Source organism: Paenibacillus sp. PsM32, from assembly GCF_030433815.1.
GTDB lineage: Bacteria > Bacillota > Bacilli > Paenibacillales > Paenibacillaceae > Saccharibacillus > Saccharibacillus kyungheensis.
The window spans coordinates 82,392-106,036 of record NZ_JARUWY010000002.1; the positions used below are offsets into that span (position 1 = coordinate 82,392).

The following is a 23,645-nucleotide window of genomic DNA, read 5'->3' on the forward strand; positions in this document are numbered from 1 at the left end:
AATTTCACCTCTCGAATATAGAAAGTTATTCTCTATACAAAAACACGGATGAAGACATCTCAAGTACATGTTGTTCAATCCGTTGCTGTAGCCCTGTATGACGAGAGACTTTGTTATTATTCTCAATCGCATAGCGTAGCGCTTGACGTGATCCGATCATTACAGCAATGTGCTTTGCTCGTGTTAAACCTGTATAGATATTTTCTCGGATCAGCATTCGATGATGTTCCATCGCTACAGGTAGGATTACAATTGGCGCTTCACAGCCTATCATTTTATGGATTGTAGCTGCATATCCTAGATTAAAATCGCGTAGTTCATAATAAGACAAAAGCACTTCCTGACTATAAAAATCGCAAAGTAACCCCATCTCATCGGTTTCCTTGCCCTCTTCATCCACTATAGGCTTAACTCCTATCACAGTACCGCTATCTCCATTTAATATTTTTTTACTGTAATCATTGCGACGCAGCCTTAAAATTTTGTCCCCTTGTCGATAGACCGTTCCTTGTACGTTGAACTCCACCTTGTCCACTGATGGTGGATTTACAGCAGCTTGTAAAGCAATATTTAACTCCTCTGTTCCAATTACAGATTTTTTCTGTGGACTCAGGACACAAACATCGTCGAGCTGATAACCTTTGTCTAAGAATCGCAACACACTTCGGACGATCAGGCGCTGAATCCCTTCCGAATTAGACTGCTCAATGAAGTGAAAATCGCCTGTACTTGTGTTCCATTGAATATCCTCACCATGGTTAAGCCGGTGTGCATTCATCGTGATTTGGCTTTGTTGAGCACGCCGAAAAAGCTCATCCAAGCGGATATGTGTAACTCCCGCTGCAATGAGATCGCGTAAGACATTACCTGGCCCAACCGATGCCAATTGATCGCTATCCCCTATGAGAACGACTTTTGTTTTGGGGCTAATTGCTTGAAAAAGATAATACGCAAGCTGAAGATCCATCATCGAGGTTTCGTCCACTATAACTAAATCAAACGGCAACGGCAGAGATTCCCCGTACTTTTGTTGTTGCCCTGGACGGAGATTGAGCAACAGATGTAGCGTTTCAGAATGATGTTGAGTGATTTCGCCCAATCGTCTTGCAGCACGAGCTGCTGGCGCACATAAGGCTATCTTTGTATCAGGGTATTTTTGCTGGTAAATGGCTAGTAAGGCTTGTACTGTTGTTGTTTTACCTGTACCTGGATTTCCCGTAATGATTAACAGATGATGCATAAACAATACTTGAATAGCTTCCCGCTGCTTTTCTGCCAGCACAATACGATGCTCACGTTGATATTCCCAAATTAGGTGATTAAGTGCAGGTACAGCTTGTGCCGGACGTTGCATCATGCAACTCACCTTATAAGCTAGATTCCTCTCATAGATATATAGAGACTTGGGATACACGCGATCCCCCTCCGCAATCACCTGTTCATGAGCTACCATCCATTGTAGTTCTGTGTATATCTTGCGCTTATGCACAGTACGTAATAGTTGCACCGTTCGATCAATAAGCTCCTGCTCTAGCAAATAACAATGTCCATTCCCATAACACATTTCATGCAGCACGTGGTGCAAAGCCGCATTAAGTCTGTAGGGTGAATCTACATCCATCCCGATCTGTATCGCAATCGTATCAGCTTTCAAAAATCCGATCATGGGTAGTTCTGTTAGCCGGTAAGGATTGCGCCGAATTATATCTATACACTCTGCTCCCCAAGTAACATAAGCTTTACTGATTAGTTCTGCCGTCATACTATAGGGCAATAATGTCATCATCACCTGCTGAATTTCATAGTTTTGCTTGATACTATCGGCAATCTTGGTAGCATTTTTCTGTCCAATGCCTCTGATTCTCAGTAAACAATCGGCTCCCTCGTGCATGATCTGCTCAATCGCCTGTTCTCCTAAATGTTGTAAGATCAATTCGGCACGTTTCTTCCCACAGCCCTTCACAAATTTAGAGCTGAGAAAAGTAATAACTTGCTCTGTAGTGGTTGGCAATGGATGTTCCCAGTGCGTCACAGCAAACTGTTGCCCATGCTTAGCATGCGTTTCCCAAGTTCCATATATGGTAATTCGCTCGTTTTTACCCACGCCAAATAGCGAACCTTTGATAACAACAGGTTCTTGTTCTTTTTTATCCAGTTGAAAATGAGCGATACCAAAATCATGCTTCGAACTCATTGGTCCATAGCGAGGATGAATGAAATAGTCAATGTGCCCTGTAAGTGCTTTTTCCATCAGGATATACCTAGCGTCTTAATAAAGTGCCGTAGCCGGTCAATCACTACGTGAGAAAGCGGCTTATCCTCCTCTTGAATCCCTATGTGTTGTAACATTATCCTTGGTAAGCGAATAATCTCCTTATGGCTACGTAAAATGCTCTTAACCCTGCTAATGATTGGATTTAACTTATGTTGCTCATTCAACAATTCCAACTCAGTACTTATCGTATTATCTTCCTTTGCGCCATTCACTATCGTCTTCTCTTGCTGAATCGCATAATCAAGAATTTTCTCCGCTTCTTTACGCTCTTGTGGTGTATCTGCAGTATTCGCTTGATGCAAAGCAAGTTTGACTTCTATTTCAGCCTCAGCTAATTTCTTCGCCTCTTCTTGTATGGTGTCTTCTTCTAATACTGTAGATATTTCTACCTGATCCGTTAAATCAAGCTCAAACATCTGCTGAAATTCATCTGCGCTGATAATTTGGCCACTTCGAGTAAATTGCTTGAGTACACCAGGGATACTTTTAATAAGATGCCACACATCATCTGCAATGTAGGCAGAAGTATTTTCTCCGTCTACAGCATAGTTCATCTCCAGAAAGATATAGCCTGGCATAGCCACACGTTTAATTGGCTTACCTAATTCCCCAGATTTCAAAATACGACGAGTTTCTTGCGAAAACGTATGAATTTCTTTGATCCACTTCTGGGCATTCTCATTTTTCGAGAATACCCATTCCATTAATCGTTTAACATTAGACTCTTTTCCAGTCATCACTTGAATTGCAAATGCAGCTCCCATCAGGATAACCTCCCTCATGTTTTTGCAGATTGTAAAATTAAGTGTGTTTATTACGTTGTTACAAGAATATTATTCTTGTTCGATGAGCCACTCTGTAAGAAACTTCCGAGTTTCCTTTACAGGAAAATACCATTTGTTTCCGATCTTTCGTTTAATAAAGCGTCTATCATGGAAAAAGGTATCCTGTATAAAGTTCCAGCTCATACAAGTGCGTCGTTGTAACTCTTTGGCATCCCAAAAGATATATTCTGCGTCGACCTCTTTGACCATTTCAGCGATTTGTTTTCTGCACATTTGCTTAATTTCAATAGGATCTAACTCAATCTTCATTAAATTGCTCATATAAGTCTCCTTTACAGGTAGCTCTGTGTATAGGCACTTAACTAGATTTTGTAGTAGACGAGTAACAGATTATCAGCCACTTAGTATCTTGTAAGATTCTTAGTACTTCAAGCATTTTTGCTTATCCGGTACATCCTTGGAAATGTACTCAATGCTTGCGGATTGTTTGGATAATTTACAACTCATATTCCGACATATCTATACTTATAGTATTTATTTTGGTCGAAAAAAATTTCAGGCTCTACTTCAAGTGCCTCCGCAATTTTTTGGAGTTCATCAGCAGAAATATTGCGTCTTCCTGTTTCTTTATGGGAGTAATTGGCTGTACTATAGCCTAATCTTGTTGCCATATATTCTTGTGTATACTTCTTTTCTTGACGCAATTCTTTAACCATCTCAAAAATACGCATTTAAATCACAACACTTTCTATACTATTTGTATAGTTGTTGTTTTGATTATATGTATACTATTTGTATATGTCAATAAAAAAAAATACATTTAGGATTGAAATTACAACAATATGTATATTATTGATATCATTAGTTTATCTTTGTATATACGATTGGGTAACTTAGGAGTGTGGATGATGAGAACTTTAGGAGCGCGAATAAAAGAGGAAAGAGAACTACATGGATGGACTCAAATCTACATGGCAAAAAAGATTGATGCAACACCAGCTATGTTATCTCATTATGAACGTGATTTCCGTGATCCTGATACAGATATGTTAGTCAAAATTGCAGACCTTTTAGAAGTGACTACTGATTATTTATTGGGACGAACAAACTATAGAAACACGGAAGAATATAAACGGACTTTAGATTTTGCAGCTGATTGGACCGATGACGAAAAAACTATAGCTACTGCTACCGTCCAGGCATTTAGACAAATAAAGAATAAATAGAAACAGTACATATTCGCCCTTCATTTGGCCTTACAGAGAAAAGAAGTTAAAAACCGTTCAAAATTAGAAACGGTTTTTAGCTTTTATTGATATTATATTCATCAGCCCTTACATTCTGAAAAAAATGAAAAAGTTTGATGGCATCTTCAAAGCCTCTACGATACACGGGAGCTATGCAATCTACACGTTGTATGTACATTGTCTCTAATTTTTCAGTAGCATCTCGTAAATGAGCTGGCAAATGTGATTTAATACTTGTCAGAAGCGCATCAAATTCACTATACTCTTTCTGAAATTTTTTATCATTTTCTTGGGTTATACTTTCGATTTGTTTTTCGATAGAAGGCCCAATAAATTCATACATACTCCATACTCCTTCCCATGTTTAGCGAAATTTCATACAGATGTTGTAGATTAAAAAAATAATATGATTTATATATAGATTATAACGAACAAACGTTCCCTTTTCAAGAGATTACTGAGTAAAAAGTAACACTTTTGAATCAATCGATTATCCTAAAACGGGATTAAAGTCTTATATAGATATTCTTGTATTAATAGTATAGTCACTGTTAGAAAAAATCCAGAAGTGAGATTTTTATAATAATTACACATGATCCTTATAATTTCATATTATGTATACTATCTTTTTAAATTTATGTGCAACAAAAAGACTGCCGAAATTATCCTGACAGTCTGTATCATGATTGAACTTCAATTCATTTGAGAATGAACATTAATTTTTACATACTTCTATTTATTACTCAACATGTAAGTAAATAACGATCTATGTGTTTGTGTCGATGTTAAATTCCCCAACCGTGTCCCAACGTTGTAATTGTATCTTGATGATTTACGATAAAAATTGTGCTAAGCACCAAAACGACCAACGTAATTTTTTTGATCATCTTCATCAATAGACCTCCTGCATAGATTACATAAATTTTTATACATGGTTACTTGTTCCTTAGTTGCATATACTCGATTCATTTCAAATAAGCTTATAGCTTTTAGTAAACTCGATTTTTCATCAATCTGTATAGCAGCTTTCATACTTGATAATAGCTTTTGTATGCCTAGGTTACCAGTTTTATTACTAAAAGCATAAATTGCATATTCCAAGTTATATTTTACTAAGCGAGAGATACTAATCGCTTGATTGTACTCCTCCATATCTAAGTCCTCTACTTCAATAGTTAGATATTCAGAGAATTCTTTCAGAATCTCATCGATGTTATAATGATATGTATTGGCTGAAGCTAAAAGGCTTTCTAGTCCATGAACAATTTCTTGTCTATTCTTTTTCAAAAACTCAACATATTCAGGGATATATTCCTTCCATCCGAGTTTGATTGACATCTGAAGTTTATTAACATATGCAAAATGGCTATATCGATCAACCTGTATTTTTCCTTTTTCATCTAAGCCTTCGAACCATGATAAGTCTTCATATTCCATATGCCAGTTCATTGCTGATTGATAATCTTCAATCATTTCGTAATATATGGCTTTCATTAAATAAGATTGTCCATAGTAATACACTAATGGCTGTACAAGATCTAAGTTATTAGTTTTCCATACATGATTCTCATATAAGGCGTGTGATAATTGCATTAGTTCTTCAGCAAGTTGATTCACTGTATCTGCATCGTTATGTAACCAAAAATAATGACCAGTGGAAATTAATGCTTCTAAAAGAATGGACTCTGGTAGATAACTACGATAGGGCATGAATTGGAGGACTGACATCAAAGCTTGTTTGGGATCAGAGCAGTAAATTTGAAACAATCGGAATAAACTGATAGCAAATCGCTGACTTTGATTGTACCGTTCGATCTGAATAACTGTAGAATACAGAACAGCAGAAGCGGCAGAGTAGGATAAATGATATAATTCTTCTGCACATTCAAATATGGCATCAATTTGCTTTAAATCATCATTTAACTCAAGCAATCGCTCCATCAAAACTTTGATAAGATCAAGTCGATCTATTTTTGCACAACTTTCAATAAATGACTTAAGTCGTTTCCAATGAGGTTTAGCGCGGAACATTTCGTTTATAAATTGTAAATAATAATAACCTTTAGGCTTTCCTGCTACCTGAGTAAAAGCATCAAGTAGATTAGAAGAAACAAGTTCTCCCGTCAGTGCTTTGCTAATCTGTCCAGCATTCATTTCCATTTTTCTAGAGAGCGCACGGATATTGAGTTTTTCCTGATCCATATACATTTTAATAAGATCTGCAATATCGTGATAGATCACTTAATTCCCCTCCATACTATTATTTAACCTCCTAAAAAACCCATAATTAATATTAAAATTATAAATCCCTTAAAATATATAGTCAATTATTCATTTTTAATTTTAAGTAACATTATTTTATATCGAAATAAATAGATTTAATCTTTCTTCTTTTCCAAAATCCAACAAAAAAATAGCACGAGCATTAGCAGTAACTATTTTTTCAAATCGTTCTTCTACATAATTATATTTATATACTCTCTCAGATTGATTGTACAAGATAAAATAAAAACCTGAATCTGAGGAAGAAATCTGCCAATCCTACGTGTAGAACTAAAACTATATACTCTTCTCTTATAAGCTCGTAAGCTATATTTAAATTTACGTCACCAGTAGATCACCCATAATTTCACACAAAGTGTGATGTTCTTTTAATTGTCCATATACGTAATTAAGTTCTTATAAAATATACTTCTGTATGAAGGATAGCAGTAGCACTACAATTAAAATTTTGATCCACAAGGCTGTAAACAACTAAAATTGTACCCCTCTTTTGAAGTATCCAAAAAGTAGCAATGAATCTAGGAAAATTCTTTTTAACCCTCAGGTAGCAAGCAACGCGAACTTTCCAGAGATTTTATGCTTATTTAGAGTACATACTTCTTGGTGTTAATATGTTATTAGTCAGATTTCTTATCTAACCGATAGTTAATGATAAAAACCATTATGTATTAGTCTCCACACTCTATCTATAGTAGTCCTAAGTAGAAAATGAAAAAAAGCTGTAAGTAGTATCTACAGCTTTTTTTCATTTTCCACCCCTCAAGGAGACGATTGCAGACTTTCTCAACCTTTATCTAACAGAAGAAAAATTAATTAATTCCGCAAAACTCCATTTATATCTGATAAAAATGTAAAAAAATTCAAAACCTATTCTATATCAAAAATTATGAACTTCCTAAAACGTTTATATGTAGTTGAATAGCAATAATACTAGTTCCAAAGAAATATTTAAGCATATCTTCCCTATATAAAGCAATTATTAGGAAAATTCGTTTGATTATTTGATAAAAAAGAACCACTATGCTGTTATTCACAATGGTTCTTAAGTATTTAAGAGCTAATTATAGTATAAAGCTTTTTGATATCTTCATTCGCTTCATCTTTATAGGTACCATGTAAATCTTGCCTACTTACATTATCATATTGAAAATTAGGCTCATATAGATCTCCAATGAAATTATAATCTTGCTGTAAATATTCAATCCCTGCACTTCTTCTAAAACGTCCTAATGAAACAAATATAATTTTTTTCACACCCTCATGCAAAAGCATATTTCTCAATGTTTCAAATGAAGTACCATTTGTTAAATAATCATCTAAAATACAAATAGTTTTACTATGCAATCTCCCCTTATAGTAAGGGTTGATAATTATTGAATCAAAATGTCTATCACAATGTAATCTTTCCAAATGCTTCAAGTGATGACTTTTAATAGTTTGTGTATGTCTAATAAATATAGCTTCTTCGTTACGTCTTCCCATTAGTAGTCTGGCTTTTTCTTTTATTTGTAACATATGATCATTTAGATTTTGACTAGAAGAAGGCATTATCCCCCATATATCAACTTGTTGAAATTCTAAATTATTAATTATTGAAGCAAGAAAGTGAAATAAGAGAGCATCAAAATATTTGTGTTCACCATATTTGAGTAACTTATTAAACCCTTCCATAAGTTCAATTTCTGATTCTGAACGTACTGTTCGTGTATTAGCATTTGTTAAAGAATAAACCTTTGTGTTATAATTAATAGCTAATTCATAAAACCAAACATTTTGATTATTTAATATCCGGATGATTTGATGCAACTTTTGTGGTGTGCTGACACCGAATCCATATTTTACAGCTTTTTCCTCTTGAGTTTCAGACCACAAAGGATTTAAAAGGAGCATTTTTTTGTTCGCTGTTAAATGAAGATCTACATCGTTACTTCCAACTAAAACAACATGGCTACTATTTGAAGTATCAATAATTTCTCTTACAGTTTTTCTCGTTATTGTCTTAACAAAATCAAACCCTTCACCTAAAATTTGTTTTACCCGCTTACTTTTATTAAAATTATGAGAAATTAGGTAAACATAATCATCATCTTCTTTTAATCCAAGAAGAAGTTCTTTAATATTAGGATATAATTCATAATTACCATTAACAATGGTGCTAGTAGGAAAAAAAATCAATTTACTCATTTCTTTTCACCTTCCTCGTAAGTATCAACAAATGCTTGTAAAACTCCATTTACGATTTCTTTTATAGTTAAGTTATTTTCACTTGCTAAATTCTGTATTCGCGAATAGACAACAGAGTCAATTTTTGTAGTACACTTCTTATACATTATGTTGTTTTTGTTTTCCTGTTGATTAAATTGTAAATTAACCCTTGATAAAATTTTTTCTAGTACGATGTTTGACTTTCTTTCATTTTGAGAAGAATAGTAGTTTACAATCTCGTCAAATGATTTTATAGGAATTGCATTTTTAGTACTGATTAATTTTTGAACTCCAGATGAAGTATTATTGAGAGGAGAGAAAATCATCCTCTCTTGCTTAAAAGCAAATCTAGCAGTATGCATTGTTCCACTATTCTCATCGGCTTCAATTACAATTGTGCCATTGGAAATACCTGACACTATCCGGTTTCTTTGTACAAAATACTCTTTTTTTATGTCAGTGAAAACAGGGTACTCACTTAACAATAATCCATTCTTTTGAAGAATCTTTTTTGATAATGGAAGATGTTCTTTAGGATATATCTTATCCAATCCATGAGCAAGAACAGCTATTGTTTTACCATCATTATCGAGACAAGTCTTATGTGCTGCATAATCAATGCCATAAGCTAGACCACTTACAATAGTATAATTTTGTTTTGATAAACCTGTTATTAAGTTGTTAACTGCTTCAATTCCGATTTTGCTTGGCTTTCTTGTACCTACACAAGCGATTGCATTGTTAGAATTTAGTAAATTAAGGTTTCCGATTGCGTATAAGAATAAAGGAGGGTTATGAATCTTTTTGAGCAGAACAGGATAGTCTTCTTCAAAAATAGAAATCACATGTATATCTTGTTTGAAAGAATACTGTAATATCTTGTTTGCTTTGTCAGTAGCGCATAATACCTTTTGTGCATCTAAAAGTAAATTCATAGCATTATCATCAAAGATATTATATTTAAACTGTAGTTCCAGTACATTTCCAAGTAATAATTTTTCAATCTCTTCATTAGTAAAGTTAAGATAAATAAAGCTTATTATTTTGTTCTCAATTCCAAGAAGGGAAAGAATAAGTATTTTTTCACGTTCACGCATCTTAAATGTCCCCCAGTGACCAATACTTATGATATTAAATCGTCCTACTCAATACTTTATAGGTTTCTATATTTTACATCATTAATAATTAAATGAATATAAGAATTAAAACATTGCTCTTAAACTAACTCATGCTAAAAGCAAAATAAGCTGATTTTCATTCCTATCTAGCCTAAGCCTTATAATAAGAAGTGCGCCCTCTTATTGTCTAATTATCATTTACTATATACCCGCAAATCTTGCATATCGTCGTATATACTTCAATAGATGGTTATGACTTTGCTCGTACAGACGATCAAGATCACAACTCTCATCGGTTGTGATCTTGATAGTGCGATCCGTATACTCTTTTCCCTTCATAGGAGACGACACTATATGTTGCCGCAGAACTCAAGAATGATCGTTCTTATTCATTAATCAACAAATATAAAAAAAATTATAGAAAAAGTATACCCTTTAAAATATCAAAATTTATTTATAAAAACTAATTACTCAATTCATACATTTGTATTTTAATTTGTCTGATCTTTCTCAATTATTAACAAAAGAAAACCAAACAGATTAATTCTTTTTCTGAAACATGATTTAAATCATGAGAATATTAATTTAGTATTAGAGAAATTCGAGAAGTGTTTAGACTATCTATTTACTACAAGTATATTAGTTATCAGAAAAACCTTAGAATAATGGCTTTACGATGATTTGAGGGACCTTTATAGTTAATTTATAGAATTAAAAAAGCTAAATTTTCTAATTAATTCTATCCAAGAAAAAGAGCACCTACTGAATTATTTCATTAGACGCCTTTAACCGTTCAAACCTTTTTATAATATTTTTCGAATTTTCTCCTTTCAAATCAAAAGATAATAAAACCTTAATCCTCTATAATAAAAGATTGAAGTTACTATAGTGCTCCCTACTCACTCAAATTCTATAACTGATAACAAAGTATTCGAGAAACTTTATTAGATAACATATTATTATAAAATCTTTCTTTTGATCTTTATTAAAAACTTTGTATATAAGTTCAAGTATTTTTATTAAGGTAATTTTTCTAAATGCACCTATTTTATTTTGAAATTGGTATTAAGCGAATTTTGATATTTTTTTTCATTACATATATAACTCCATTATTTTTCTTATGATAAACTTTAATTCCTAATATATTATTTTTTTCGACGTCTTTACATATACGCTTACCAATATCTCGCTTCAGTCCATCAGAAAGTTCATTCCATATATCATAGAGTATGTCTGATACTTTAAATTTTTCACCTGGATTAATATAGCGAATTCTTTCTTTAAAATAGTTTATATATAACTCGATATTCTCGCCCCTAATAATTCTTCTTCGTTTTTTGCCATCTTTTTTTAAAGCAATAACTGAATATCCAAGTGATTTTGGGTCTATCATTGACTTATTATTCATAAGAATCTCCTTAAATAATTGAATATCTTTCAAATCACAGTCTACATGGGAAGCTATCTTTGAAAAAGGAAGTTGGGCAAACTCTTGATATTTCAATCATGCTCTTGACCTTCTGTCTTTAAATCCAAATTGCCGCACGGTGAGCAGCCAAAGATGGTAAGAATTTAGGACCAAATTTTGGGGTTTTAATCCACATTTCTTCACGACAAACCACTGCATGCTTCTCAGCCCGTGTACATAAGAGAAAAGTAGCTAATTATGCGAACTTCATATTTAGACTACTTCAAACAGCCGAAAAAAATAAAAGTATCAAGTCTACTATATTTAATAGGGTTGAAACTCTTATTTTTACCTTTGAAAGAATAAGCTCTAAAATGAATTTCTAGCTACAAACTCCATATTCCTGTATTTGGTTTACGCATAACTTCAACCCAACTTCGAAGAGTTTCACGATTAGCTTCAGAAACGGGGTATTCCCGTGTCAAGCATACTGTCTTTGATCCAGGTGAAAAGCTACTTGAAGTAACAATCAGTCCTTTTTCTGCTTTCTCATATAATACGTCAGCATATAGCGCCTTTACTATAGTTTGCTCCACTGTATTCTTTTGTCTTTTACATTGAATGAGAATTGTTGGTGGTCCAGCTAATTTAGGATCTTCCTTCCAAGCCCTGACATCAACTCCACCATCAGCTCTTCCAGGACCAATTTCCACAAAATATCCTTGTCTTTCAAAAAACTCAGCCGTCAAACCTTCAAACTTCCGCCAATGAATACTTCCTATTTTAGCATCGAAATTTGCTCTTATATAATCAATATAACGTTGATCTATAAAAGTACCATATTGTGTTTTTAAATTTTCACTTGTAAACAAGTCATTTAGCTTAGCTATATCTTCCCATTGGGTTTGGCGAATACTCGTCCATGGACTTTTATGAAGATGATTATTAAATCCAGTTATGAGTTCTAATATAAGATCAAAACCTTCTTTATCATATTTGGATATTACTTCAGTTAAAATGGGTTGCATTGCTTTATCAGGATTTTTTCCTTGTTCAACTGTAGTATTAACATTTTTCAACATCTTATGAAAATAAGGAAATACCTCATTCAATAATGCTGATTTTTTTGCGTTGTGTATATACTTATTACGTATATGCATTGTAAATAATCCAGAACTTAATGAATCAATGTTACCAAGTCGATATAACAATTCTTCAATCAGTCCTTCAAATTCTTCTGGATATAATCGAAGATAGCTCTCTTGAGGACCAAACCAAATTCCATGATATTCTTTTGGGATAATATCATCAAATTCTTCTTTGTTTAAGCCTAAGCCAGACTTATAGCCTATTATTTCTCCAGTTCTGGTTATTATTTCTTTACGATTTACACTAATAGCAATAGTACTCACCTCCTAGTTTTATCAGATTCATATCTTCTATAGTTAACATCATTAATAAATATACTACTTTGTTTTAATTACTCACATGCTACTCCATCACGATCCCTATCCAGTTTCATACCGTATCTAGGCTCACCTTCATACAATGGAGCTTTTCCGGCTTTATGCACTGCCGAACAGTTCTTATACGATACATACTACGCCAGTTTCTCTTCCACTGCTGCCTTTGTCTCAACTACCGGCTCTTTTTTTCGTTTCCACTTTTTTCGAAACTGTAGCAATAATTTCAGCCCTCTCCTCAGTTGTTTTAGCCGATTTGTACTAATTAGCTGTAGTCGTCTTTTGCTTCTCTTCTCCAGCCATAGTAACGAAAATACATGTTCCGTCTGGTTAGTACCTCAGTTTATTGCCACCTCGTGATACCGCACCTTAATTGTCAGAAAATTCTACTTAAGCTACATCTGCTATATCGCCTCCTTCTGTACACACCTTGATCTTAGCCGTCTTTAGTATTCATGCCAGATAGTACTTACTGCTCGTATCAGCGCCAAATCAATCGTGCATACTCTGGCTTCCCTTTTGCTATGGCTTTACAATAAGATTTGCTGTTTGAGGGTACTTTGATTCTGCGAATTTTACTACAACATCACATTTTGTATCATCTATGACTGCTACTAATTTAGACACATCTTCTTTTGCCTATATATTTATGGCAACAAGTTGCTTCACAACTTGAGTTAGAGCTTCACTACGTTGTTACCAATGCTAAATCTTATTTAATTTTTTCAACTGGAAGAAGATTATAATATACGGAACATCCATCCGATGATCTTCCAAACTTTTTATCTTTCATTCTTAAGACTATTTATGCTCATCTAGGGATCAAGTAGAATCGATTTTCTGCTTTACTAATATGTAGTCCTCAGGCTCCAAATTATACCTTCCTAATACAACGGAATACTAAGTGAATAAGTGAATAGCGAATAATGTCGGAAGATAGGAAGTTAGCAAAGAATTCATTTTATACTTAAAAAGGTAGCTACATATATATATGTAGCTACCTTAATTGAACAGATATTATCAAAGCCTATCAATTCAAATAAATTATAAGTTTGAATCATTAAACTATTTAATTTTTAATCATAATACGAAGCAGAAAACAACGAAACTGTAATAAAGTAAAAATTCCGCTTCTCGTATTTTTGATTCTCAGGACTTAATTCTGTCAAAAACTCTTTTAAATTCACCATATCTTCTTTCATAACACCCTGCTCCAAAATGCAAGTCCCAACTCCTGAAAAATGAAATTAAAGCCCTTTTCGGATTCATCATCTTGAATATAAGAAGCATGCCTACGTATTAAACCAATGATATCATCCGCTTTAGTTTTAAATAAATCGATACCGTTATATAACAGTTGCAGATCAAATTCGTCAAAAGGATTACTCACTTCAATGTAATGTAATTTGTTATTAGTATCATATTCTAGTCTGCTAAATAATTCTTCATGATTATCAAATAGTGGATTTTTCAATTTCTTCTCAACTTCTAATTTAGTTATTCCCAATTTTATTTAATTGATCCCAACTAAAGGATTTATTTCAATATATTCCATAAATATCCTTCATTCCAAATACTTCATAGTCTTAGATTGTTATTATTTAAGTACGGTTGAATATATTGATTAAAATAAGACTTCGTAATGCAATTTTGGCTAGAGCAGCTTTCATAAGGAATAGCAGAAATCAAAACAATATATTCTGATTCATTGCTATATGGCTTATCAAGCACCCGAATTAAACTATACTCTTTATAATATTTATCAAACTCAACAATATAATTATGCTTTTTAACTAGTTGTTGCAAATCATACATTTTGATATGAATTTGAGAATTATATATACCTGGTTTTTGTTTAGAAAAGAACACTAGCTTTAAAATAATTAATAATGTAAGGGTACCTACAACAATTAATAAAACCGGAAACCAGAGAAAAGCAAGCGCCAAAACTGGACCAGTTGTAAAATACAAAATGGATAGTATAATCATCAACCATAGTATAATTGCGTTTTTAATACGTAAAACTATATAACACAACCCTATCCAAATTACAGTAGATATACACATTCCAATAGTCATCATGTACTGATTGTACATAATATCAGAAATAGAATATTTGATATAGTAAATATAGTCTTCTACAGCAGTAAAAAATTCATTTGGCAAGATAGTTACTCCTATAAATTTTATGTCGAGACAACACTAACTACTTATACAATAAGGATATATTGTATACTAGACATTCAATGAGTCAAGTGACATTAATTTTAATGATTACTTCCCTAAGTGGCAGAATGTGTTTTTTAGTACTCGAAACTTGAATAAAAGGTGATACCAACATCGTAATCCATTGTTTTCAGTTGGAGCAGCGCTCTAGTCATTCTTGCTTCTTCGCTGGAGTTGATCTATTTGCTACACTCAGCACGGTTCTTGACCCCCTAGATTTCCTCAGCCCTATTTTATGCTAAAAGCTATGTCTATCTTCACACAATGAGTGACACAAGTGCTCTAATAAATGGCTTGATTTTTGGCAATTACAATTCATGTTATTGAACGTAGAGCAATAATGTATTTCACCTTTATGCCCTGAGAAAATGATTATGAGATGAAATATTATTCATTCATTGATTTGTGTTCACGTAATCTTTTAGTTCTTGTAAATATTGATTGATTTCTTTGAGAGTTAATTTGTATGCTTTATGCCCTTTGATAGCATCTATCCCCCCTGAAAACATTAAAAAAATAACCAATAGCATTATAAAAATAATAGAAGAGATTAAATTTTGATGGAGTATAGGCTCCTCAATAAGGAATAAAGAAATAATGTATAACAGTTCTGTTAATGTAAGCAATATTAACGTTTTTTTCTCTTTATACTTGAAATACAACGGATATTTGGAACTCTCCAGAAATAAAATTATTTCTCTCAACTTATCTTTATCATGAATTTTGTTGATAATATTCCGCTTACTTTCTTGACTTGGATTTTTAAAAAATTCTATTATCTCATTTTTGGCTGGCCATTTGTCCATTTCAATTTCAAAAATATTCTTGTGCATTGTTATATATTCTTTATATTTTTGATACCAAGTTAAAAATTTATATTTCCTTTTCTTTATCATCCATCTTCGATAAGATAATAATAAAACTCCAGTCAAGGTGAAAACTAAAACACAAGATATTAAAATCAAACTCTCAAAAAAAGAATTTTTCGAGAAAAGTTCTTTAATAGAGTTCACATCAACACTTTTAATACCTACAAAATTCCCAATGCTAACTAATATAGACGCAAAGCCCACAAAGGGTAAGGACATTTTAATCTTTGAAATAATATAATTCACGAAATTTTTCTTTTCATATTCTTCCTCTTCTTCTGGTGTATCTTTGAAATTCAATTCTTTTTTAAAAAAATCATTCATTAATTCTAGTTCACTCAATGCATAGGGATTAAGAGCGTCTATAAATTTTTCAACTTTTTTGGTTTCTTGATTTTTATCTTCATAATCATTTAATGCTGACTGCATATTATCAGCTCCCTATTTAGTTACTTCTCAAGTTTGAGAAGTAGTTTTCACTCGTCTTCACTACACAATTCTGTCTTAAATAAGACCCCTCTTCTGTCTTAATTGCTCCATCACTGTATTCTACAATCGTTCCTATGTAATCGGCTTCTTCAATACAAATCGTTACTTCAATTCCAGATCTTACAGCATTGTATAGTTGCTCATTTGTTGTGAGTATCATGGTTCGTTTTCGTTGTGAGTGCATTAAATTCATCCTCTCCATTAATTTAAAAAACATTAATACTGATGTTAGTCCTGTTGCTTATGAGGATACATAGTCTGTAATAAAAATAGGTAAAATTTAATCAGGATATCCTTGAATAAGCAAGTAGCTGAGTAAACTTTACGACAATTGGCTATGCCCTTAAAGCAATCTGATGATAATCTAACATATGACTTTACTTGCTAGAAGTTACATACGCTTCACTAAGATAAAGTCTACTTGTTGCCCATTAATGAGTGCATTCAGATAGCCTTTTAGATTTCCTTTCGATGATCAATATTACATGAGCGTTTCTGTTCATTATTGCTGGATGTTTGCTTTTGAAACAGCAAAATTTACATCAGAATTTGTATAAGTCCTACTGACACTGCAAAATAAAACCGTTTCTTTTTGAATCCCTTTCTTCATTTTTTTAATTTTTTCTATAAATCCATACTTTAAGACTAAGACAAAAGATATATTATCATACTTAAACCGTTTTTTTTGTCACTTTATGTCACTTATATTTATGATCCTTATTTTATAATATTGAAGAATAGTAAAGTCTTATATTATTAGCATCCTTTGAATGGTGTATCATAAATACACTAGTAAACTCTAAATGCAAGTATTAATCTTGATCTAATGACAACAGTTTGAACGAGCCTAGCAAATATTTGAAAAGTCTTCAACAGATTTATGAGATTTATAATATGTTTTAATTTCTAAAATAAAAATAACGGATCTTTAAGCAATCAAACTGCTTAAAGACCCGTTACTATAATCTTCATGTTTTAATACAATTTCAAAATCAACTTATATTTAATTTTTTAGTACTCTCATCTACTTCGCGCTCAGCGGCTGCTTGCGCAGGGTAAGAATCATTTATGGCCCTAGTCGTTCTAACCTTGATCTTATCTCCTAATTGGATATTTTTAGCGTCAGTCTCTGGAATACTTATCCACATAGCATTAGGATCAGCTGATTTGAGAATTTGATCGACTGTATTGTTATTCATACGTGCATTTTCTATCACCCATGCCATTAAATATTGATGACCACCTTGCATGTCTTTTTATAGTCAATAACATACCCTTCAAATTGCCAATTTTCTTTTTCTTGATTTTGTTTCATTGATAGTTGCTTTTTAGGTGCTATGTTATTTTGATTTGAGCAGCAATCAAAATAAGAGTACAACATAATAGAATATACATTACTTTTTGTACATAAGTGAGGCTCTTTTCTTATTTGTAAAATTATTCCATTCATCCTAAGACGGAATAATCTCAAAAAAGCTGCAGGATACTACCATGTTTTAGGCGTTAATCCTAGTCTATTTGTTACATTACCTACATGACTATACACTCCATAATAATTTCCTTCGCCAGTTTCAAATCTTCCTTTATTTACTCCCATTAGAGTATTACGATTAAAAACCGTTCCTCCACTATCTCCACCAGTGCTATTGTAAGAAGCTAATCTTGAATTATTGAACCAAACTTCTCCAATATTAGGATTATTCCAAAACATACTACTATTTTTACTTTGTAATGGTCCACATAAACTAGATTCTCCACGGTTTCTACCCAACATACATATAGTTTGACCAATAACATCATTACCAGGTGTCTCTACTCCAGTAAGTGTAAATACTTCATTATATACATAATTACTTAAAAGACTATTCGAACTTACTCGAATAGCTACAGCATCTACATCATTTCCATAATGAAATATACTACTACGTGTGCCTATATAACTGGCCCCTTGATAAATTCCGATATTTTCACCATACCAACAGTGTGCAGCCGTAATGACATAAGGATTCGAATTAGAGTCAATAACAGAATATCCTAAAGAACATTCTCCAACACTAGATGCCGCTCTTCCTAAAGTTGTTCCACCCTGTAAAGGCCGAATGGTACTGATTCTTGAAAGATCCTGTGTTTTGTAAGCTGCATTCAAAAGATCAAAATTAAAGACCAATTTATCCTAACCCATTAGTGACTCTAATTTATTTTGTAAAGTTGAAATTTTGTCTGTCGTATCTAAAATACCGATATCAATGTGCTGATTAACAAAATCTAAAGTAATATATTCCAGCAATTGGTGTTAATTCATTGATATGATCGGAAACAATATCTGTTAATTTGTTTAATTCTTCTGTATATGTAGCTTGATATACTGAAATAGGTATAGTGCCCTTTGCGTTTTTTTCTAAATTGTTAATTATGCTATCTTGATTTGAACTCAAAGATGCAGAAGATAAGGTGTTTTTAAACCCTACATGTATTTTACCATTGTCCTTTTGATTCATATATCTTCCAATAAACTCATTTTTTAGACTTGGATTTTCATCAATATATTTTTTAATCTCTAGAACTGTAAGTTCTTGTGCTTCAAATCTAGCAGTAAGTTCTTCTTCAAGTGGAGATAAGTAGATTCCATATTTCTTCGAAATTCTCATTTCATCATTTGTTTTTAAAATGTAAGGCTGAGTGTCAGGCAATCCATATTCTTTTCTTTGCTCAATTGCCTGTTGTAATGGTTCCGATTCCATACCTTGAGATTCTTCCGCGTGAATAATAACTTAAAAAAATATGAAGGATAATAATGAGACATAAAATAAATTCTTTATAATCATTTTCTGCATAATATTCCTCCTGACTAATAATTTATTTAAACTATATTTTACATTATTATCGTAATAGAGAAAATAAATGTAATTATTTAAATATATTAATTATTCCGATTCCATGAAAATTCATACCATGACGATATAAACAACACTCTGTAAATTATTTTAAGCTTTACATGACTCGAATCTTTACGGAACTACATCAAATGAATATTAAAGATTGGTACAACGATAACAGATCAACGCAACCGTATACATTGAATATCTCTCAACTTACATTATCGTAACAGTAGTATATATATGTTGAATTTCGTGCTCCTCAACGTAAGCAGGCATCAGAGAAGGCGGATCGCACCTTATCGCGTCCTTTAAACAACAAAATGGTGCCAATCGTCATAGCCCCGAAGCTGCAACGAAATAAGGAGCTAATCCGACAGGGCTCGCATAATATTGGATTTCGCCTCTGCTGCAATCACTTCATTCCCCTCATCGACCGCTTGCATTAAGATTAGCATGGGGATATATACCGCGATCAACTGCGCCAGTAGCTTCGTTTCCTCATTCGCTCCTCCATACGTTTCGAAAAATACTCCGCGAGCATGAGGTGGTAAAAAGCTATAAGCTACGCTCAAATCGCAAGCCGGATGTCCTACATTTAGATCGCCCCAATCGATGATGCCCGAAATGATCCCCTTCTCATTCACAAGCATATTTTTGAAATGAAGATCGCCATGTATCAGTACATTCAACGCCTCGACTCGATCCTTTTGCAGCCTGCTTATATACGCTTCGATCACACTGAGCTCCTCCGGTGACAAGTGTTCAACTACCTTTGATAGAAAGCCCTCCAATTTCACTTTACGCGATGCTATATCCGTTAAGTTTCGATGATCTTGCTGAACTCCGCAATTCAGCGCCGCCTGCACCGGAAACTCATGCAATTTTCGTAAGAATTTTGCCAGCGTCTCTGCCGATAAAGCTCGGCGTTCTTCAGTCAAACCGATTGGGAAATTTCCTGGCACGTAGGTATAGCCAAGAAATGGAGCTGGGTATTCGTCACTTGCTTCGCCATAAAACAACGGTTTTGGATAGGATATGGTCATATATACCTCTAGCTTTGGCAGTAGCTTTCCTTCTATACGAATCGATCCAATCGCAATCGTTCTTCTTGGAAATCGGAACACATACTCATCACCGATGAGAAAAACCGTATTGTCCCAGCCCCAGCCCAATCGCTTCACTTGCTTTGCGGACAGCTGAGGGAATTGTCTGCCGATCAGCATCCGCGCCTGCTCTTCGCTAACCTCCCACTCCGCATCCCATGTATTCGTTCCTCCCATGAATTGTCTGCCTCCTCGTTCCTTACAGTTTTTATATAATTAGTGTTCAAACATGTCCATCTTTGTGGATTTATCATAATTTATTATATGTTTGTATAATTCAATTGGTTTTGCGAACATAAGAGTAGCACAAACAATTAAAGTTCCACTTTTTAATTGATTTGCTAAACTCAATAATACCTTTTGTTGATATTATAATACCAATTAGAATTAAAGTTATAATTGCTCATTTTTGTAGGAGACAATGCTGCGACATAGATAAGCACAATCATTGGCAAACAGATTGAGTAATCAACAGTCTCATGCTAAAATCAAGAACAAAAGTTCCCAATATCAAACTGTAGTATGACATAGCCCTTTCTGCTTGCTAAATGAGTAAGTATCTATTTGAATTTCAGAAAAACCTACGATTTTATTGCCTATACAAAGTTTATTGTAAATTAATCACAAGCAGATATTTAGATGCATTTCAAACCATGGGAGCCATCGGGCAAGCTTTGTTCACCCGATCATCACATCGTAAAAGGATGATGACCTATGGCGACCTTTCGCAAACTTCCTAGTGGTAAATGGCAAGCACGCGTATCCCGTGATGGACACGAACGTAGTATTGGAACCTTTCGATCCAAAAAAGAAGCAGAAATCGAAGCCCATCGAGTAGAAGAGCGTATATACTACGGACATATTCTTAATCAGCGTCATCTTTTATTTCAAGAGGTGGCTACGGTATGGTTTCGTCACAAACAAAATGAATTAAAAGCTTCTAGTGCCGAGCAACTGGAGGTGACATTGAGATTGCATATCTTACCTCGATTCGGTAACATGAAACTATTCAAAATTCGTCGATTAGATGTCAAAGACTGGATCCAAGATCGTATCGATCAAGGATATGCTTTCAAATCATGTGAGAAGTATCTGAGTTCATTAAAAAGTATTTTTCATTTCTGTATGCACGATCTTGAAATTTTGGAAAAGAATCCTGCCGATCGTGTACGTGTTCCGTTCAAGGACAGCATCGATTCCAAAGTGAAAGTCAAATATTTCACCTTTCACGAACTTCATCAGTTGCTAGAGTTCATGAAATACTATACACCGAGACGATTCAAAGATTATCCGCTGTATTATACGCTGATGTTATTTTTGAGCCGTACTGGTTTGCGGATCAGTGAAGCGCTTGCTTTACGTTGGGACGATCTGTCTGGCAACAGATTAACGATAGTACGCCAAACAAATCGAGATAAACACAATCATCTGACGATTACGTCACTAAAAAGTTATGCTTCGTATCGCACCATTCAACTGGACGATGATTTACTTGACTATTTGAAACAGTTTAAAGAAATCCAGCAGCAGATCATTTCCTATCCCCATGAGGACCACTTGATCTTTCAAAATGCATGGGGTCAATATTTAACGCCTGCGGTCGTTCGAGAAGCATTTCAAGGTTATTGCAAACAAGTCGGCGTAGAGTACAAAGGAACGCATGGATTTAGACATACGCATGCGGTCATGTTATTAGAATCTGGCGCCAGTTTACTGTATGTATCCAGGCGACTTGGTCATCGGACAATCAAAACAACCGCTGATACATATCTATCCATCACAAAAAAGATCGAAGAAAATGAACTCTACAAATTTGTTCAGTATGTTCCTTTGAAATCCTGATCGGCACGAAATCGGCACGCCGCCCAAATTACACATTTTCACCACGTTAATGAGGAGAGCAGCATTCATCTGTTCGTCAGCAAAATTACTCTTATCTTGCACCTAATGAATCACCTAAAAACCTTTATCTGCTCTACGATTTCACTTACAACGGAGGATATAACACACTATGGCTCGTTCTTTTTTTTCACGCTTGGAAGGCAACAGCCGCGGCTGTCTTGCCTTTGAACCTTTTTTTCTGATTCCTTATAGTATGTTTGCTACGTATGCGACATTATATATGTATCAGCTAGGCATCAGTGAAACCAATATTGGCTGGATCACGACAATCAGTCTGGTATTTCAAGTATTTTCTTCATTTATTAGCGGTTATTTGACAGATCGTATGGGGCGTAAAAAAGCACTGCTCTATTTCGATATATTTAGTTGGAGTGTAGCCACTCTCGTATGGGCGGTATCGCAAAACTTTTGGTTTTTCCTTGTCGCTGCAATTATTAATGGATTTCAGCGAGTTCCTGCGACTTCTTTTTATTGCTTGCTCGTCGAAGATACGAAACCTCAAGATCGAACATACATTTTTACACTCCTTCAGATTATCGGTGTAATTGGCGGGTTGTTTGCTCCTTTGGGTGGTCTATTGGTATATGAATATGGATTAGTTCCAGGAATGCGAATTATGTACGTCATCGCTTTTGTGTTAATGACTTTTCAATTTATTGGTCGCCATCTAACTACACGTGAGACAGAGATGGGTTATCGCAAAATGAAAGAAACACGTGAACTGGGACTCAAGCAAAGTCTGGTTGACTACAGTGGTGCAATTCATGATATTTTGCAAAGTAAAGGATTGTTATTGATTTTTAGCGTATATATTTTGTTTAACTTTCAGACGACACTGAAAACGACATATCTTTCCCTATATCTAGCAGATTATTTACATATTGATGATGGCATCATCTCGCTCGTCCCTGCTATTTCGTCATTGATTATGTTGCTGACTTTATGGTTATTGACTCCGCGTATACCGGAAGGTGCTGTGTATCGGTCGATGATGGCTGGTTTTGCATTGTCTGTTGTTTCGAATATTATGCTTGTCTTCGGCCCTGTACACAGTCTGCTCTGGATTGGAATCAGTACGATTCTAGCAGCTGTTGGTATGATGATCAGCTCGCCTTACTTGGAGACAGCTGTAGCCAATGCGATTGATGATGAAAAACGTGCTAAAATTTTCTCTATGTTGTCTGTATTGATCCTACTTTTCACTTCACCTGCTGGCATTATCGGTGGTTGGGCGTATACACTTGATCCACGCATTCCGATCTGGCTTATTACTGGTGCTTTTGTGGGTTCGTATTTGTTGATTTTGATGTATCGTCAAAGTGTTAAACGTATACGGGCAGTATAAATATGTATTACAAAGGGATTTGATTAGATATATAAAATATCTTTTTGC

The 23,645-nt window shown here is 34.0% G+C and carries 20 protein-coding genes and 1 pseudogene; 3 read left to right on the plus strand and 18 right to left on the minus strand.

What is annotated here, in order from left to right:
• Positions 1-25: 25 nt before the first annotated feature.
• The 4 genes from recD2 to QCD85_RS06245 form a co-directional block, all read right to left on the minus strand.
• Positions 26-2,251, minus strand: coding sequence for an SF1B family DNA helicase RecD2 (recD2, locus tag QCD85_RS06230; RefSeq protein ID WP_301262003.1), 2,226 nt, complete (start codon positions 2,249-2,251; stop codon positions 26-28).
• Entirely contained in the window at positions 2,251-3,039 is a 789-nt protein-coding gene (locus QCD85_RS06235; protein WP_301262004.1) for a transcription termination/antitermination NusG family protein, read from the minus strand. The genes recD2 and QCD85_RS06235 overlap by 1 nt, the downstream gene beginning before the upstream one ends.
• A gap of 69 nt (positions 3,040-3,108) precedes the next feature.
• Positions 3,109-3,381: a group-specific protein gene (locus tag QCD85_RS06240; protein WP_274172645.1), complete on the minus strand. Its 273-nt coding sequence runs from the start codon at positions 3,379-3,381 to the stop codon at positions 3,109-3,111.
• Positions 3,382-3,563: 182 nt separating this feature from the next.
• Positions 3,564-3,791: a helix-turn-helix domain-containing protein gene (locus QCD85_RS06245; RefSeq protein WP_301262005.1), complete on the minus strand. Its 228-nt coding sequence runs from the start codon at positions 3,789-3,791 to the stop codon at positions 3,564-3,566.
• A 177-nt stretch (positions 3,792-3,968) separates the two neighbouring features.
• On the opposite strand from QCD85_RS06245, the gene QCD85_RS06250 reads away from it, so the two are divergent.
• Positions 3,969-4,286, plus strand: a complete 318-nt coding sequence (locus QCD85_RS06250; RefSeq protein WP_301262006.1) for a helix-turn-helix domain-containing protein — start codon at positions 3,969-3,971, stop codon at positions 4,284-4,286.
• Positions 4,287-4,362: 76 nt separating this feature from the next.
• Here QCD85_RS06250 and QCD85_RS06255 read toward each other — a convergent pair whose 3' ends face one another.
• The 14 genes and pseudogenes from QCD85_RS06255 to QCD85_RS06320 all read right to left on the minus strand — a co-directional run bounded on the left by QCD85_RS06255 (position 4,363) and on the right by QCD85_RS06320 (position 20,527).
• Positions 4,363-4,650 carry a hypothetical protein gene (locus QCD85_RS06255; protein ID WP_274172642.1) on the minus strand — a complete coding sequence of 96 codons (288 nt, stop codon included), beginning with the start codon at positions 4,648-4,650 and terminating at the stop codon, positions 4,363-4,365.
• Between the two features lie 506 nt (positions 4,651-5,156).
• Positions 5,157-6,548 carry a hypothetical protein gene (locus QCD85_RS06260; protein WP_301262007.1) on the minus strand — a complete coding sequence of 464 codons (1,392 nt, stop codon included), beginning with the start codon at positions 6,546-6,548 and terminating at the stop codon, positions 5,157-5,159.
• 1,092 nt (positions 6,549-7,640) lie between these two features.
• Positions 7,641-8,774, minus strand: a complete 1,134-nt coding sequence (locus QCD85_RS06265) for a hypothetical protein (RefSeq protein WP_301262008.1) — start codon at positions 8,772-8,774, stop codon at positions 7,641-7,643.
• Positions 8,771-9,892 carry a DNA-processing protein DprA gene (dprA, locus tag QCD85_RS06270; RefSeq protein WP_301262009.1) on the minus strand — a complete coding sequence of 374 codons (1,122 nt, stop codon included), beginning with the start codon at positions 9,890-9,892 and terminating at the stop codon, positions 8,771-8,773. The genes QCD85_RS06265 and dprA overlap by 4 nt, the downstream gene beginning before the upstream one ends.
• Positions 9,893-10,961: 1,069 nt before the next feature.
• Positions 10,962-11,417, minus strand: a complete 456-nt coding sequence (locus tag QCD85_RS06275) for a DUF1413 domain-containing protein (RefSeq protein WP_301262010.1) — start codon at positions 11,415-11,417, stop codon at positions 10,962-10,964.
• 290 nt (positions 11,418-11,707) lie between these two features.
• Positions 11,708-12,733: a restriction endonuclease gene (locus QCD85_RS06280; RefSeq protein ID WP_301262011.1), complete on the minus strand. Its 1,026-nt coding sequence runs from the start codon at positions 12,731-12,733 to the stop codon at positions 11,708-11,710.
• 68 nt (positions 12,734-12,801) lie between these two features.
• A pseudogene (locus QCD85_RS06285) lies at positions 12,802-12,912 on the minus strand (excalibur calcium-binding domain-containing protein); the annotation flags it as partial.
• 1,070 nt (positions 12,913-13,982) lie between these two features.
• Positions 13,983-14,291, minus strand: coding sequence for a hypothetical protein (locus QCD85_RS06290; protein ID WP_301262012.1), 309 nt, complete (start codon positions 14,289-14,291; stop codon positions 13,983-13,985).
• Between the two features lie 71 nt (positions 14,292-14,362).
• Positions 14,363-14,950, minus strand: a complete 588-nt coding sequence (locus tag QCD85_RS06295; protein ID WP_301262013.1) for a hypothetical protein — start codon at positions 14,948-14,950, stop codon at positions 14,363-14,365.
• 455 nt (positions 14,951-15,405) lie between these two features.
• Positions 15,406-16,308: a hypothetical protein gene (locus QCD85_RS06300; protein WP_301262014.1), complete on the minus strand. Its 903-nt coding sequence runs from the start codon at positions 16,306-16,308 to the stop codon at positions 15,406-15,408.
• 1,052 nt (positions 16,309-17,360) lie between these two features.
• Positions 17,361-17,594: a DUF3221 domain-containing protein gene (locus tag QCD85_RS06305; RefSeq protein ID WP_301262015.1), complete on the minus strand. Its 234-nt coding sequence runs from the start codon at positions 17,592-17,594 to the stop codon at positions 17,361-17,363.
• A 260-nt stretch (positions 17,595-17,854) separates the two neighbouring features.
• Positions 17,855-18,535 (minus strand): trypsin-like serine protease, encoded by a 681-nt coding sequence (locus tag QCD85_RS06310; protein WP_301262016.1) that lies wholly within the window; start codon positions 18,533-18,535, stop codon positions 17,855-17,857.
• An 88-nt stretch (positions 18,536-18,623) separates the two neighbouring features.
• Complete coding sequence (locus QCD85_RS06315) at positions 18,624-19,109, minus strand: hypothetical protein (protein WP_301262017.1); 486 nt, start codon at positions 19,107-19,109, stop codon at positions 18,624-18,626.
• Positions 19,110-19,612: 503 nt separating this feature from the next.
• Complete coding sequence (locus tag QCD85_RS06320) at positions 19,613-20,527, minus strand: phosphotransferase (RefSeq protein ID WP_301262018.1); 915 nt, start codon at positions 20,525-20,527, stop codon at positions 19,613-19,615.
• Positions 20,528-21,064: 537 nt separating this feature from the next.
• Here QCD85_RS06320 and QCD85_RS06325 point away from each other — a divergent pair.
• Positions 21,065-22,192, plus strand: a complete 1,128-nt coding sequence (locus QCD85_RS06325) for a tyrosine-type recombinase/integrase (protein WP_301262019.1) — start codon at positions 21,065-21,067, stop codon at positions 22,190-22,192.
• 169 nt (positions 22,193-22,361) lie between these two features.
• Positions 22,362-23,597 (plus strand): MFS transporter, encoded by a 1,236-nt coding sequence (locus tag QCD85_RS06330; protein WP_273612597.1) that lies wholly within the window; start codon positions 22,362-22,364, stop codon positions 23,595-23,597.
• Positions 23,598-23,645: the final 48 nt, after the last annotated feature.